Genomic DNA, 15,903 nt, shown 5'->3' on the forward strand with positions numbered 1-15,903 from the left:
TTAATGATAAATTTTTGTTACTTTAAACTTTTAAAATAACCACAGAAATACCATAATGATAGAGACCAAAAAGTCGCTTTTTGATAATCTTCAAAACTTTTTTGGGTTTGATAATTTCAAAGGGGAGCAAGAGGCCATCATTACCAATATATTAGCAGGTAATGACACTTTTGTTATCATGCCTACGGGCGGCGGCAAATCAATGTGTTATCAGTTACCGGCGTTGATGAGTGAGGGAACGGCCATAGTTATATCGCCACTGATCGCATTGATGAAAAACCAGGTTGACCAGTTAAGAGCCTTCGGAGGGTCTGATAGCATCGCCCACTTTTTAAATTCATCCCTTACAAAGTCTGATATAGTTCGTGTTAAGGAAGATGTACTGAGCGGTAAAACCAAATTGCTTTATGTAGCACCCGAGTCCTTAACCAAGCAAGAAAATGTTGATTTCCTTCGTCTTAATCACGTGTCTTTCGTGGCTGTTGATGAGGCGCATTGTATCTCAGAATGGGGGCATGATTTCAGACCCGAGTACCGCAAAATACGACAGGTTATCAGCAATATTGGTGAAAGTATACCCATCATCGCTTTAACTGCCACAGCAACACCGAAAGTTCAGCAGGATATTCAGAAAAACCTGCACATGAACAATGCGACTGTGTTTAAATCATCATTTAATCGTTCTAACCTGTTTTATGAAGTACGTGCCAAGCGTAATGTTATAAAAGAAATTGTTAAGTACGTTAAACAAAACCCGGGCAAATCGGGCATTATATATTGCCTTAGCCGTAAAAAGGTTGAAGAAGTTGCCGAAGTACTTGCGCTTAACGGAATTAAGGCTTTGCCTTATCACGCAGGGTTAGATGCCAAAGTACGCGCAGATACGCAGGACAAATTCCTGATGGAAGATGTTGATGTTATTGTGGCAACTATAGCATTTGGTATGGGTATTGATAAACCGGATGTACGCTACGTTATACACCATGACGTGCCTAAGAGCATGGAAGGTTATTACCAGGAAACCGGCCGCGCCGGTCGTGATGGGGGCGAAGGTGTTTGTGTATCTTTTTATTCGCAAAAAGATATTGATAAACTGCAAAAGTTTATGAAAGATAAGCCGGTTTCAGAACGTGAAATTGGTACGCAGATATTAAAAGAGGTTATTGATTACGCAGAATCATCAGTTTGCCGCCGTAAACAGTTGCTGCATTACTTCGGCGAAAACTTTAATGAGGCAGGTTGCAATAACATGTGCGATAACTGCTGCGCGCCAAAACAGCATTTTGACGGCGAGGAGCAATTGCATAAAGCGTTGAGCTTGATCAAACAAACCGGAGAAAAATTTGACGATCATCACATCATTAATATTTTGATGGGTGTTGATGGGCCGCAGATACATAATTACGAGCATCATTTGCTTGATTTATTCGGTACAGGTAAGGCTGACGGCGAGTTACTTTGGATCTCATTGTTACGCCAGGCACTGTTAAACAATTATGTATCAAAAGATATTGACCAGTACGGCTTATTAAGGCTCACCAAACTGGGGCATTCGTTTTTAGAAAATCCGCACAGTATACGCTTTATTATGAACCGCGTTATTGAAGCGGCTGATGATGATGATACGGAAGATGGCCCTAAGCAAGCCGGTGGTGCATTAGACGCACAGTTGCTGCAAATGTTGAAGGACCTGCGTAAAAAGATGGCTAAGCAGAAAAATCTGCCTCCGTTTGTGCTTTTTCAGGATCCATCCTTAGAGGAGATGTGTACACATTACCCTGTCAGCCAGGAAGAGTTGCGACAGATATCAGGTGTAGGAGCGGGGAAAGCCATGAAGTTTGGCGCACCGTTCATTGACCTGATCAAAAAATACGTTGAAGATAACGACATTGACCGTCCGGTTGATATGGTGATAAAAAGTGCTGCTAATAAATCGGCGCTTAAAGTCTTTATCATTCAAAATATTGACCGTCACCTTGACCTTACAGATATAGCCGCTTCAAAAGGCCTTACTTACGAGGAGGTTTTAAAGGAGGTAGAAACCATTGTAAACTCGGGTACCAAACTTAATCTTAATTACTACATAGATGAAGTAATAGACGAGGATAAGCAGGATGAAGTATTTGAGTACTTCCGCAAAGCCGAGGTTGACTCAATAGATGATGCCCTGGTTGAATTAGGTCCTGAAGATTATACCCGCGAGGAAGTGCAGTTAATGCGAATTAAGTTTATGTCTGAGTTGGGTAATTAACGCCTTGATTTTAGGATTCAAGGATTACCTCGACGTTACGATGTCAATAAATCAAAAGCCCGATGAGTTCGTTCATCGGGCTTTTGATTTATTGATTTTTTTATTCGTATAATCTTTCATCATAGAAATCGTAGTTCAGGCGATCAATCGCGCATGTTAATATACTGTAAAGGCTGACCAAAATCTTCTTTGCGACATAGCTGTATTACGGCTTGCAGGTCATCTATCTTTTTACCTTGCACGCGCACCTGGTCATCCATTATAGACGCTTGTACTTTTAATCCACTGTCTTTAATTTTCTTAACTATCTTTTTGGCGGCTTCTTTATCAATACCTTGTTTGATTTGTATTTCCTTGCGTATCATGTTGCCAGAAGCATATTGCTCTTTACCAAAGTCCATGGCTTTAGGGTCAAGCTGCTGTTTTACCATACGGCTGATGATAGCATCCTGAATAGCCTTCATCCGCATGTCGTTTTCTGTAACAACAGTAACAGTATTGGTTTTTTTATCAAGTTCAATAGTACTTTCAGATCCGTTAAAATCATAACGGTTCAGTATCTCTTTTTTGGCAGTGTTAATGGCGTTATCTAACGTTTGTCCATCAATTTTACTTACAATATCAAATGTTGGCATATCAGCTTTATAAAGTTTGCAAATGTAATGTATAAAACCCTTAAATTGTTTAAAAGTATTTGAGTGTATATTAAACAAAACAATCAACATACCAATCTCTTAATATTAAGTTAACAAATAAATAAGCAGCTTTGCAATTAATGCCTGCGCGGCATACGGTACTTTATGGATGTTAAGCATATACCTTTAATTAACAGGGAAATAAGTTGGTTGTATTTTAATGAACGTGTATTGCAAGAGGCTGCGGACCCAACCGTACCGCTTATTGAACGTATTAAATTTTTAGCTATTTTTTCATCCAATCTTGACGAATTTTATCGCGTTCGCGTAGCTACTTTAAGCAGGTTAACTAATTTAAACCTTAAAGCCAAAGAGATATTAGGATATAATCCTAAAAAGCTGCTCAGCCAGATCAAGAACATCGTTGTTAAGCAAGAGCGGAAGTTTAACAATCTTTACGAAAATATAATTGTTAAGCAGCTGGCCGAGGAAAAGATATTCCTGCTCAACGACAAGCAACTGAATGTTGGCAGGGGAGCCTTCGTTAAAAACTACTTCAGGGAGAAATTACTGGCTACATTAGTGCCAATAATGTTGGATAGTAATAAGCCATTACCTGAGCTGCGTGACCGTGCCGTTTACTTTTTTGTTAAGCTTACCAAAGACAAAAAAGTTAATTATGCGTTGATTGAAATACCCGATTCTGTATCAAGGTTTATTGTGTTGCCTGACACTAATAACCTTAAATTCATCATTTTGTTAGATGATGTAATAAGGTACAGTTTGGAAGATATCTTCTTTATCTTTGAGCACGATTCAATTGAAGCTTATTCTATCCAGTTAACCCGAGATGCTGAACTTGACTTGGATAAAGTAGTGAGTGAGAAGTTTATAGATGCGTTATCTAAAAGTCTTGATAAACGTAAAAAAGGGAAGCCCATGCGTTTGTTGTATGATCAGGAAATGCCCTTAGAGATGCTTAAATTTTTGGTTAGCAAAATGGGCGTACATGGTGAAAGTTTAATTCCGGGTAACCGTTATCATAACTTTAAAGATTTTATTGATTTCCCTAACGTTGGCAGACCTGAGTTAGAATATGTGAAGTATCCGGCGCTTCCCGTTGATAGCATTACTTTTGACAGGAGTTTAATTGCGCTTGTTTCTAAACGAGATTACCTCATTAGTACTCCTTATCAAACTTACGACTACGTAATACATTTTTTGCGCGAGGCAGCTATCGACCCGAAAGTTAAGGAGATCAGCATAGCTGTGTATCGTTTAGCAGAAAATTCGCGCATTATGCATGCCTTGATCAATGCGGCTAAAAACGGCAAAAAAGTTAACTGTTTGGTAGAACTTCGCGCCCGTTTCGATGAGCAGAACAACATAACCTGGAGCCGTAAGTTGGAAGAAGAAGGTGTGAATGTTATTTATGGCATTGAAGGCTACAAGGTACACTCAAAAATATGCTTGGTAAGTCGAGCTGAGAAAGATAAGACCGCGCATTATGCCTGCCTTTCAACAGGTAATTACAACGAAAAAACAGCACGTATTTACGCAGACCATACGCTGCTTACAGCTAATAAGAAAATAACAGCTGATTTAGTGGAGGTTTTTAAGGCCATTAATAAAGGCGCATTACCTAAAGGATTAAAACACCTGATTGTATCGCCTATTGACTCAAGGCCTGCCATTTATAAGTTGATTGACAACGAGATAAAAAATGCCAAAGCTAAGAAACAGGCTTACATGATTCTGAAAATGAATAGCCTGGCCGATGAGCAATTGATAACCAAGCTTTATCAGGCCAGCAATGCGGGGGTTAAAATAAAGATGATCATTAGAGGCATGTGTTGTTTGGTTCCCGGCGTAAAAGGGTATAGTGAGAATATCGAAATTGTAAGCATTGTAGACAAGTACCTTGAACATGCCCGTGTACATATTTTCGGTAATGGGGGTAATGAGCTGATCTACCTCACTTCGGCAGATTTTATGAGCCGTAACATTGACAGCAGGGTAGAGGTTGGCTTTCCTATTTATGATAAAGCCGTTAAAAAGGAAATACGGGACATTATTGATATTCAATTGGCCGACAATACTAAAGCGCGGGAAATTAACAGCCACAATACCAACAAATACCACAAAACTAAGTCGGATATACCTTGCCGCGCTCAAATAGACATTTATAATTACCTAAAATTTAAAAATTCAAGCAATTGAGATACGCAGCTATTGATACAGGATCAAACGCAGTAAGAATGCTTATTGCCGATATTATTGATAATAACGGAGCAATATCTTTTAAAAAAAATACGCTTATACGAGTTCCGTTACGTTTAGGCGACGATGCTTTTTTAAACAAGCAACTTTCTGAAAGGAAGGCTGATGATCTGGTGAAAACCATGCAAGCTTTCCGCAACCTAATGGACGTATACAAGGTGGTTGACTATCGCGCCTGCGCTACGTCTGCTATGCGCGAAGCAAAGAATGGTGCAGAAGTTACTCAACGTATAAAAGAGGAAGCCGGTATTGACCTTGAGATTGTTCACGGAGAGGTTGAAGCTAAGATAATATACGCCAGCCATGCCGAGCAGGAGATAGATCGTACCAAAAATTACCTTTATATAGATGTGGGTGGCGGCAGCACCGAATTATCTCTTTTTGCCGCAGGCGAGTTAGTTGCCTCTAAATCATTCAACATCGGTACTATCAGGATTTTGGATAACCAGGATAGCGAAGATACCTGGAACGATATGCGGGAGTTCTTGCGAGACAATACAAAACATTATAAAGCCATATCAGGCATAGGTACAGGCGGAAATATTAATAAGTTATATAGACTATCGGAAGAAAAAGATAAACAGCCACTTACATTTGCTAAATTAAAGTCATTGTACAACTATCTGGAGTCTTTTTCACTTAAAGACCGTATAAATGTTTTGGGCTTAAATCAAGACAGGGCAGACGTTATTATTCCGGCAAGTGAGATATATCTTGCTGTTATGAAATGGGGGGGCATTAAACACATTTATGTGCCAAGTGTAGGAATGGTTGATGGTATAATACAAACACTTATAGATAAAAATTTAACACAACGGTAAAAATTATTTAAAATTATTGTTTAAAAAAATAAAACTCTTATTATATTTGTAATGCCCTTCCAAAGGGCATGTTTTTCATAGGTAGATGTAGGGTCGGGTACTAGTATTCGACCCTTTTTTATGCCCTTAACTTTCCTCATCTTTGCCCGTGTATTCTACTTAACATATGGAGAAAAAAAAGATTGTTGTTGCTATAACCGGCGCAAGCGGATCTGTTTATGCTGATTTACTTTTAAAGAAATTGGTGCAACTTAATGAACAGATTGAAGAAGTTGGAATTGTTATGAGTGATAATGCCAAAGATGTTTGGCGCTTTGAACTTGATAATGACAATTATAAAAATATACCCTATAAATTTTACGCTAAAACAGATTTTACTGCACCTTTTGCTTCAGGGTCGGCAAGATTTGATACAATGATTATTGTGCCTTGTTCTATGGGCACGCTTGGCCGTATAGCCGCAGGCACTTCTGATGATCTGATTGCCCGCGCTGCTGACGTTGTGTTAAAAGAAAGACGGAAGCTGATCCTGGTTGCAAGAGACACGCCGTTAAATCTCATTCACCTTAGAAATATGGTTACTATAACAGAAGCAGGAGGTATCATATGTCCGGCAATGCCTTCTTACTATAGCAAACCGCAAACAATTCAAGAGGTTGCAGCTACCGTTGTTGACAGGATAATAGATCTGGCCGGATTAAAGAATCAAAGCTTCCGGTGGGGGCAATAAGCTTATTTACGCAATGAATTTAAGTATGCTTATATTATTTTGAAAATTAAGCGCCATCTTTTCTATCAGGTCATGCTCTAAAAAAGGCTTTACAATAACGTCATTAGCACCGGCTTTTATATATTTATCCCTATCTTCTTTTAGTACATTGGCAGTTAATGCTATTAGCAAGGTATTTGATTTTGCCGCATCACTATGTGAACGAACATGTTCCATTAATTCCATACCATCCATCTCTGGCATTTCTATATCTGTAAGTATCATATCATAATCGCGCTTTTCAATCAACTTTGCGGCCTCTAATCCATTATACGCTACATCATGCGTTATTTTCCACTTATCCAAAATGGTTGTTGACAACATAATGTTAAACCTGTTATCATCAGCAATAAGCACGTGTTTACCCCTTACTATATCTGCCATATACACGTTACTCAATGGTATTTCTTTCACACATTCATTTTCCTCAGATATGGTTAGGGGTACTTCAAAACTAAAAGTTGATCCTACGCCCGGTTCGCTTGTTACGTTAATACGCCCACCTTGTAATTCAACTATCTTTTTGCAAATAGCCAAACCAAGTCCGGTGCCTTTATGGCGGGTAGCCTTTTGTGCGTTTTTAACCTGCGAAAATTCTTCAAAAATAGCTGGTAGATCTTCTTTAGCAATACCTAAGCCTGTATCTGTTACGCTAACTTTTAGTAGGGGGTAAGCAACATTCGAGCGGTCAACATATGAATTAACGGAAACTTTGCCTTTAACCGTAAATTTGATAGCGTTACCAACCAGGTTCATAACTACCTGCTTTAAACGTGTTTTATCACCGTCGCAGCAAAAATTGTCGCCAATCATGTTATTGTTTTCAAAACCAATACCCTTCTTTTTTGCATGTATGTGCATTGTGGTAAACACCTCTTCAATAGCCTTAGCCGGCAAAAAAGGCTGATTGTCAAAGCTCATTTTTCCGGTTTCATACTTTGAGAAATCAAGTATCTCGTTTACCAGATCCAATAACATTTCTGATGAATTTCGTATGGCTATTACCTGCTCTTTTTGAGATTTGTTTAGGTCGCTCTTGGTTAATTGTTCCGAAAAGCCAATAACAGAGTTTAGGGGAGTTCTGATTTCATGACTCATACCTGCCAAAAAGCTACTTTTAGCTTGAGCATACTCTTCTGCCTTTTCACTGTACTCAATGATCTGCTGTTCATTTCTGAATATTTTCCAGATATTAAAAAACACCAAGCCCAGTAAAAATATCACAAACAAAAAGTTTACTACCGATACCTTCTTAAACTCCCAGAATATGCCGGCAACGTTTTTTTGCAGATAGTTTTTGCTGTTTTCTGCGTATGAGGATTCTGCTGAACTATAGGTTTTTAAGCCAACTATTATCTGTGAGGTTAAACTGTTGTTCAGTAAAAGTAAATCTTCTTCATTATTACGCAGTTTGTTATTAACTGTATTTAGTTTTTTGGAATATGCTTTGTATTTATTTTTATGATCAACTATTGCTGCTTTGTTAACCAACTGCTTGTATACAACGGTGTCCTTCTTAACAATCACCTCTTTGTCGGCAGGTGCTGTTGCAACGTCAACTTTTTCATTTGTCTTCGATCTGTTTTTGGGATTGAGAGAAGAAATAAGTCTGCCAAAAAACTTCTTTTTAGGCTGTGCTATAGGAGTTGGGATTGCCTGTTCTGGCTGAGCTACCCGTACAGTATCAAATTTTGTAACGTGTTCAACTTTTACTACCGGTTTTTCTATTTGTTTTTGAACCTTATTTAATGAGTTGGCCAGCAATTTAGATTTATTGATCAAACTGTCATTTAGCAGCTTTAGCTTTATATATTCATTACTTTTAACTTGTTTTTGTTTTATCAGCTTACTTAAGTTTTCAATAGCAATTTTACTTTTTCCGTCATTTGCTGCACGCAATTTTAATTTTTCGCTGATACTTAAAACATCATTAATAGCTGCAGATGATTGGTTGAGATATTTTTTGTTGCCGGTTACAGTATATAGGCGTGCGTAATTGTCGGCGCTGTTAAGTTTGATAACACAACTATCTATCAGGGCAGAGTTTTCTCGTGCGGAAATTAATTTGTCAATATTGTGTTTTAGAACGTCGGCTCGCTGGTAGTGCAATAAAAGATATTCGGTACTAACAAAAAGAACTACAAATAACAATGCGACAAGGGCATATCTCATCACAGGAATTTTTAGTTTAATGCGGGGTATCATAAGCAAAGAGTGATATGTTTTTCAAACGCAGAGGATTAGTGATAGTCAGAATAAAGAACGGATCCAATGAAAGGTAAGTTCTGTATAAAGCAATTCTTTTTAGTTGTAAAAATGAATGAAATGAATATTACCACGCTTCTGTCAAAACAATTACGATGCCATACAACATATAACTCTAAATTTTTAGCTGGGTCAAAAAATACTATCTTTGCAGATTGGAAATGAACAAGAAAGTTGCTTTTTATACACTGGGTTGTAAACTCAATTATTCGGAAACGTCAACAATTGGCCGTCTGTTTAATCAGGCCGGTTTTGAAACGGTTGACTTTACAGCAACGCCGGATGTATACGTGATCAACACCTGCTCGGTAACTGATAATGCCGATAAAAAATGCAAAAAGGTAGTTAAGGAGGCACTCAAAATATCACCTAACGCCTACATTACCATTGTTGGTTGTTATGCTCAATTAAAACCTAAAGAGATTGCAGAAATACCGGGAGTTGACATGGTTTTAGGTGCCGCTGAAAAATTCCAGATAGTTGATCACATAACAGATCTTACCAAGAAAGAAAAAGCCCTTGTTTTAAATCAGCCCGTTTCTGAGGCTAATGAATTTGTGTCCGCGTTTTCCATCGGAGATCGTACCCGTACTTTTTTGAAGGTACAGGATGGTTGTGATTATTCGTGTACTTTCTGTACAATACCATTAGCACGCGGAGCCAGTAGGAGTGATACCATTGAAAGTGTATTGAAACAAGCTAAAAAAATAGCCCAATCGGGTGTGCGTGAGATTGTTTTAACAGGTGTAAACCTGGGCGATTTTGGCATAATAAATGGCCGGCGCGAAAATAAATTCTTTGATATGGTGCAAGCTTTAGACGATGTTGAAGGTATTGACCGTATACGCATATCATCTATAGAGCCTAATCTTTTAACCGACGAGATAATTGAGTTTGTTGCCACCTCCAAAAAGTTTGTACCTCATTTTCATATTCCTCTACAGTCAGGCTCCAATAAAATATTGGGTTTGATGCGTCGCCGTTATAAGCGCGAACTCTATGTTGACAGGGTGGAGAAGATCAAACAAATAATGCCTGATTGCTGCATCGGCGTTGATGTTATTGTAGGCTTTCCCGGCGAAACGAGAGAAGATTTTATAGATACCTACAATTTCCTTAACGAATTGAATGTTTCATATCTGCATGTGTTCACCTACTCTGAGCGTGAAAATACACTTGCTGCCGAAATGAGCGGCGTAGTGCCCGGCTCAATGCGAGCTGAAAGAAGCAAAATGCTCCATATATTATCGGACAAGAAACGCCGCGCATTTTATGATACACAGTTAGGTAAAACTGCCGAGGTTTTATTTGAAGGCGATATAAAGGATGGCTTTATGCACGGCTTTACCCGAAACTATGTTAAAGTAAAAACCAAGTATGATCCGGTTTTGATTAATGAGTTAAAAACCATACAGTTAACGCAAGTTTCACCCGATGGTGATGTGGAAATAACCGAAAGCGAAGAAGTTTTAGTACATTAAAAGCATATATTCGCTTCAAATAAATATCTATGTTCCCAAGCCTAAGTTCGCTTATTGAATACCTCTTTGGTTGGAGTATTGCTTTACCCATACAAACATTTGGTTTTTTTGTAGCCCTTGCTTTTTTAGTTGCTTACCAGGCTTTCCTGGCAGAATTTAAACGTAAAGAAAAATTAGGCGTAATACATCCTTTTGAAAAACAGATAACCGTTGGTAAGCCAATTTCCACAGCCGAATTTGTAGGTAACGGTATATTTGGTTTCATCTTTGGCTTTAAGGTGGTTGATATGATATTCAACTACCAGGCTTTTGTTGATGATACGCAGGCATTTTTAATATCAGGCCGTGGTAACTGGGCAGGTGGTATTATCGCAGCAGCAGCATTTATTTACTGGGCTTATGCCGAAAATAAAAAGCAGGTTTTATCTAAACCAATAACAAAAAGAGTTAAGGTACAACCGCATGAATTAATGGGCACACTATTATTGTGGGCTGCTGTTTTCGGTTTTGCCGGTGCAAAGCTATTTAACGCCTTAGAAAATTGGGATGCCTTTATGGCTAATCCTGTAGAGATGTTAATTGGCTTTAGCGGTTTAACTTTTTATGGCGGATTGATTTGCGGGGGGGGCGCGGTTCTTTATATCGCTAATAAACACGGGATACACTGGCGTAACATGTTAGATATTGGCGGTCCGGGTATGATGCTTGCGTATGGCGCTGGCCGCATAGGCTGCCAAATGGCCGGCGATGGCGATTGGGGAATTGTTAATACTGCACCAAAACCTTCATGGTTAAGTTGGGCGCCAGATTGGGTGTGGTCATTCGGTTACCCACATAATGTAAGCTCAGAAGGCGTACGCATTCCGGGTTGCGAGGGTAAATATTGTTTTGAATTGATTCCGCCAGTTTATCCTACGCCATTTTATGAGTGTGTAATTTGTTTAATATTATTCGCCGTTTTATGGAGCATACGTCACAAAATCAAACTACCGGGCATGATGTTCGGCATTTACATGATAATGGCCGGCGTTGAGCGTTTCCTTGTTGAATTAATACGCGTGAATACGAAGTATAATCTATTTGGTATTCCATTTACGCAAGCCGAGTTGATCTCTATTATATTGGTTATAGGCGGTACGGCATTAATTGTTACATCAAAAAACCAACAAACAAACCCTAAGTTAAAGCATGGGTAGTGCAGTAACGGCAAATAAATTTTTTAAAAATCAGGTTGTTAGATTTATACTATCTGCAGGGGCAGGGTTTGTAGTGGATATTTGTGCTTTTTACCTGTTATACCATAACTTTTTTGAGCGTCCGTTTTACTCTGTATTTGGATACGCGCTTAATAATTACAAGCTGTCTTTAGGTGTATCATTCTTTATGGGAGTGATTGTTAATTTTTTGATCACGCGCTATTTTGTTTTTAACAAGTCAGCATCAACACCTTTAAAGCAATTTATTCGTTTTAGTGCTGTGGCTGTCGTTGGCTTTTTTGCCAATTTGGCTTTGCTTGACTTTTTCGTTCAAACGCTTGATATGTATCCGCCTGTGGCGCGTATAACAGCCGCTTTAAGCTTATTCTTCACAAGCTTTTTTGTACATAAAATTTTTTCATTTAGTTTATCATTACGTCATCATGCTGGAGAAGATAACTCAACAAGTAATTGAGGTTGCAAAGGAAGCTGGGGCTTTCATTAGAAAAGAGCGCGAAACGTTTGGCGCTGATAAAATAGAATATAAAGGCTTAAATGACCTTGTATCGTACGTTGATAAAACCGCCGAACAAATTATTGTGAAAGGCTTACAAACCATACTGCCCGAGGCAGGCTTCATTACCGAAGAACAAACCAACACTATCGTTAGCGAGCGTTATAACTGGATAATAGATCCGTTAGATGGTACCACTAATTTCATTCACGGCCTGCCGGTTTTTTCCGTAAGCATCGCGTTGAAAGAACATGAGGAACTGGTTATGGGAGTGGTGTATGAAGTGAATTTGGATGAATGCTTCTACGCCTGGAAAGACTCGGCGGCGTATCTGAACGGAAAGGAAATTAAAGTAAGCGCGGCTTCAAAAATTTCTGATAGCTTACTGGCTACCGGTTTTCCTTATTATGATTTTAGCAAGCAGCCGCAATATATTGCTTTATTTACGCACTTGATGAAAAGCTGTCACGGCTTACGCAGGTTAGGTTCGGCTGCGGTTGATCTGGCTTACACAGCCTGCGGGCGTTTTGACGCTTATTACGAATATAATTTAAACCCATGGGATGTTGCTGCCGGTATAGTAATAGTGCGCCAGGCTGGTGGGCATGTGGTTAATTACAGTGGTGGCAATGAAATATTAAACTCGAGGGAGTTGCTGGCTACTAACGGCAAGCTAACAGAAGAAATGTTGGGAGTGATAGAGGAGTACTTCAAAATTAGTTGAATTGTGATTAGAGATTAGTTAATTAGCATTGATTAATGTAATGTAAAACCAATCTCTAATTAACTAATCTGTAATCAACTATTACAGCGCCTCCGATACTACTTCGGTAACTTCAGGCACCATGCGTTTAAGCAAGTTTTCAATACCTGCTTTAAGTGTAACAGTTGATGATGGGCAGCCGCTGCATGATCCGCGTAACTCAACAGTTACTACACCCTCGTCAAACGAGCGGTAAGTAATTGCTCCGCCATCCTGCTCAACAGCCGGGCGCACGTAGTCATTTAATATCTGTTGTATTTTAATTTCGGTATCAGTGCCCTCAAAAGCCACATCTTCCTGCTCCTCTAACTGAACTTTGTATTCAGATTCAACCGCGCCTTTTACAAATTCTTTTAATATCGGCTCAATATCGTTCCAGTCAGCATCATCAGTTTTAGTAACAGTAACAAAGTTGCTGGCGAAGAAAACACCATTTACAAACGAAAATTTGTACAACTCCTTGGCAAACGGCGATTTTTCTGCACTTTCTTTAGTTGCGTAGTCAACACTTCCGTTTATAAGTAGTTTGTTAACTATAAACTTCATGGTTGCCGGGTTGGGCGTGCTTTCGGTATATACGTTGATGGTCATCTTAATCTTATTTAAATTGAATAAACAAAGTTAAACAGGTTTTTGGTTAATTGTACCCCACAGTTTTGATATGACTGATAAATGACGGGCTTTTATAAGATTAGTTATTGAAGATTAAAGATTAGCAGGCAATGCAAGGCAACCAATCTTTAATCTTTATTGCCCAATCTTAAACACCAGTATAATTAGACGGTGTAATAGCTTTTATCTCCGCTTTAACCTCGTCAGTAACTTGTAGGGTATCTACAAATTCAGCAATGGTTTGCGCGTTGACCTGAGTATTAGTACGGGTTAACTCTTTGAGTGCTTCGTATGGATTAGGGTACGCTTCACGGCGCAGTATAGTTTGAATAGCCTCTGCAACAACCGCCCAATTAGCTTCTAAATGATTATTTAGAGCGTCTAGGTTAAGCAATAATTTATTCAAACCTTTTATGGTTGATTTGATTGCTATTAACGAATGCGCTACAGGTACACCAATATTACGCAATACGGTTGAATCCGTTAAGTCGCGTTGTAAGCGTGATACCGGTAACTTAGCCGCCAGGTGCTCAAACAAAGCGTTGGCGATACCCAGGTTGCCTTCAGAATTTTCAAAATCAATCGGGTTAACCTTGTGCGGCATGGCAGATGAACCAACTTCTCCGGCTTTTATTTTTTGCTTGAAGTAGTTCATTGATATGTAGGTCCACATATCCCTATCTAGATCCATTATGATGTTATTGATGCGTTTTAAGGCATCTAACTGGGCGGCAAAATTATCATAGTGCTCAATTTGTGTAGTGTACTGCGAACGGCTTAGGCCAAGTGTTTGGTTAACAAAGTTGTTTCCAAAGTCTATCCAGTTAATTACGGGGTAAGCCACATTGTGGGCATTAAAGTTGCCGGTAGCTCCACCAAATTTAGCGGCATGCGGCACCTGCTTCAATAGCGATAATTGTTTTTCAAGACGCTCAACAAATACCTGTATCTCTTTGCCTAAACGGGTAGGAGAGGCCGGCTGACCATGGGTGTGTGCCAGCATTGGTATATTGGCCCAGTCGGCTGCGTAACTTTTTAATATAGTCAGCAACTCATCCAACGCTGGATAGTAAACCTCTTCCAAAGCAAGCTTAAATGAAAACGGGACAGCCGTGTTATTGATATCCTGAGACGTAAGCCCGAAGTGAATAAACTCTTTATGTGCTTGTAAACCCAGTTCATCAAATTTTTGCTTGATAAAATATTCTACCGCTTTAACATCATGATTAGTTACCTTCTCAATATCCTTAATGCTTTGCGCATCAGCCTCATTAAAGTCCAGATAAACACCGCGTAACTTTTCGGGTGTGTTTTTATCTAAACCTTGAAGCTGGGGTAGCGGATGCTGGGATAAAGCTATAAAGTACTCAATTTCAACATATACACGATACTTAATTAAGGCAAACTCCGAAAAATATTCAGCCAGTTTAGCTGTGGTATTACGATAGCGTCCGTCAATAGGTGATATAGCTGAAAGTGCAGTAAGATTCATTGATTTTTAAATTTTGGTGCAAAGGTAACATTTTTTAACCCACCCAAAATTCCTTTTTGACGAGCGGCTGACATAAGTGGATAAATATTTTATCAGGAAACTTTGGAGTCTAAAAATGTTTCCATAGTTTTGACCAATCAAACAAATGGTTCAAATAGATAGAATTTTACAGGGCGGAGAGGAACTGTTTTTAAAAGCAGGAATTAAAAGCGTTACCATGGATGACATTGCCAGGCAGGTTGGTATGTCAAAAAAAACCATCTACCAGTTTTTTAAAGACAAAAACGAACTGGTAATAGCATTGGTGAGGAAAAAGCTGGAAGAAGATGAGTTCATGATCAAAGATATTATTGCAAAGTCAACCAATGTTATAGAAGAAATGATCAACATGATGAAATGCTCAGAAGAAGTGTTTTCGCGCATCAATCCAATAGTTATACATGATATGCAAAAGTATCATCCCGGGGCGTGGGACGTATTTCAGAATTTTAAAGCAGATGTGATCATCCACACATTGGAAGAATTATTAAGCAAAGGTGTTAAACAAGGATATATACGCCCGGATATTGATGTAAAGATAATAGCTCGCATGCGGGTAAGCCAGGTAGAGACAGGTTTCAATACGCAAATTTTCCCCATGGCCGAGTTTAATCCATGGAAGGTGCAAAGCCAGTTTTTAGAGCATTTCAATTATGGTATTTGTACACTAAAAGGATATAAACTTTTAAATAAATACAAAAATATCGAAGAAGAATAATGGCTGCTGACATAGGGCTGTCACCTATCACAAGTTATTTTGAAACTAAAACATAATCACACACAAC

The 15,903-nt window shown here is 38.8% G+C and carries 13 protein-coding genes; 9 read left to right on the plus strand and 4 right to left on the minus strand.

All coding sequences use genetic code 11. The annotated features are described in order from the left end of the window. Positions 1-58 precede the first annotated feature (58 nt). The gene (gene recQ / locus CLV57_RS09270) at positions 59-2,251 is read left to right on the plus strand and encodes a DNA helicase RecQ (RefSeq protein ID WP_100341358.1); all 2,193 of its coding nucleotides are present in this window, start codon (positions 59-61) and stop codon (positions 2,249-2,251) included. 143 nt (positions 2,252-2,394) lie between these two features. On the opposite strand, the gene CLV57_RS09275 is transcribed toward recQ, so the two are convergent. Next, on the minus strand, positions 2,395-2,886 hold the full coding sequence (locus CLV57_RS09275) for a YajQ family cyclic di-GMP-binding protein (RefSeq protein ID WP_100341359.1): 492 nt from the start codon (positions 2,884-2,886) through the stop codon (positions 2,395-2,397). 165 nt (positions 2,887-3,051) lie between these two features. Between CLV57_RS09275 and ppk1 the strand changes: the two genes are divergently transcribed. The 3 genes from ppk1 (at position 3,052) to CLV57_RS09290 (ending at position 6,717) form a co-directional block, all read left to right on the plus strand. Further along, the gene (gene ppk1 / locus CLV57_RS09280; protein ID WP_100341020.1) at positions 3,052-5,106 is read left to right on the plus strand and encodes a polyphosphate kinase 1; all 2,055 of its coding nucleotides are present in this window, start codon (positions 3,052-3,054) and stop codon (positions 5,104-5,106) included. Then, positions 5,103-5,987: a Ppx/GppA phosphatase family protein gene (locus CLV57_RS09285; protein ID WP_100341021.1), complete on the plus strand. Its 885-nt coding sequence runs from the start codon at positions 5,103-5,105 to the stop codon at positions 5,985-5,987. Before ppk1 ends, CLV57_RS09285 begins: the two co-directional genes overlap by 4 nt. A gap of 166 nt (positions 5,988-6,153) precedes the next feature. Further along, on the plus strand, positions 6,154-6,717 hold the full coding sequence (locus CLV57_RS09290) for a UbiX family flavin prenyltransferase (RefSeq protein WP_100341022.1): 564 nt from the start codon (positions 6,154-6,156) through the stop codon (positions 6,715-6,717). 6 nt (positions 6,718-6,723) lie between these two features. On the opposite strand, the gene CLV57_RS09295 is transcribed toward CLV57_RS09290, so the two are convergent. Beyond that, positions 6,724-8,928, minus strand: coding sequence for an ATP-binding protein (locus CLV57_RS09295; RefSeq protein ID WP_169927071.1), 2,205 nt, complete (start codon positions 8,926-8,928; stop codon positions 6,724-6,726). A gap of 254 nt (positions 8,929-9,182) precedes the next feature. Here CLV57_RS09295 and mtaB point away from each other — a divergent pair, with 254 nt between their 5' ends. From mtaB to CLV57_RS09315, 4 genes are read left to right on the plus strand one after another with little or no spacing between them, the layout of a single operon-like run. Beyond that, the gene (gene mtaB / locus CLV57_RS09300) at positions 9,183-10,502 is read left to right on the plus strand and encodes a tRNA (N(6)-L-threonylcarbamoyladenosine(37)-C(2))-methylthiotransferase MtaB (RefSeq protein ID WP_100341024.1); all 1,320 of its coding nucleotides are present in this window, start codon (positions 9,183-9,185) and stop codon (positions 10,500-10,502) included. Between the two features lie 29 nt (positions 10,503-10,531). Beyond that, positions 10,532-11,698: a prolipoprotein diacylglyceryl transferase gene (locus tag CLV57_RS09305; protein WP_100341025.1), complete on the plus strand. Its 1,167-nt coding sequence runs from the start codon at positions 10,532-10,534 to the stop codon at positions 11,696-11,698. Beyond that, positions 11,691-12,173: a GtrA family protein gene (locus CLV57_RS09310; protein WP_100341026.1), complete on the plus strand. Its 483-nt coding sequence runs from the start codon at positions 11,691-11,693 to the stop codon at positions 12,171-12,173. The genes CLV57_RS09305 and CLV57_RS09310 overlap by 8 nt, the downstream gene beginning before the upstream one ends. Then, complete coding sequence (locus CLV57_RS09315) at positions 12,142-12,936, plus strand: inositol monophosphatase family protein (protein ID WP_100341027.1); 795 nt, start codon at positions 12,142-12,144, stop codon at positions 12,934-12,936. Before CLV57_RS09310 ends, CLV57_RS09315 begins: the two co-directional genes overlap by 32 nt. Before the next feature lie 81 nt (positions 12,937-13,017). On the opposite strand, the gene CLV57_RS09320 is transcribed toward CLV57_RS09315, so the two are convergent. Both CLV57_RS09320 and purB read right to left on the minus strand, forming a co-directional pair. Further along, a complete protein-coding gene (locus CLV57_RS09320) occupies positions 13,018-13,566 on the minus strand; it encodes a NifU family protein (protein WP_100341028.1) in 549 nt (182 codons plus the stop codon). Positions 13,567-13,735: 169 nt separating this feature from the next. Next, entirely contained in the window at positions 13,736-15,079 is a 1,344-nt protein-coding gene (gene purB / locus CLV57_RS09325; protein WP_100341029.1) for an adenylosuccinate lyase, read from the minus strand. A 145-nt stretch (positions 15,080-15,224) separates the two neighbouring features. Here purB and CLV57_RS09330 point away from each other — a divergent pair, with 145 nt between their 5' ends. Next, on the plus strand, positions 15,225-15,836 hold the full coding sequence (locus CLV57_RS09330) for a TetR/AcrR family transcriptional regulator (protein ID WP_100341030.1): 612 nt from the start codon (positions 15,225-15,227) through the stop codon (positions 15,834-15,836). The last annotated feature ends 67 nt before the right edge of the window (positions 15,837-15,903 follow it).

This window comes from Mucilaginibacter auburnensis, assembly GCF_002797815.1.
GTDB lineage: Bacteria > Bacteroidota > Bacteroidia > Sphingobacteriales > Sphingobacteriaceae > Mucilaginibacter > Mucilaginibacter auburnensis.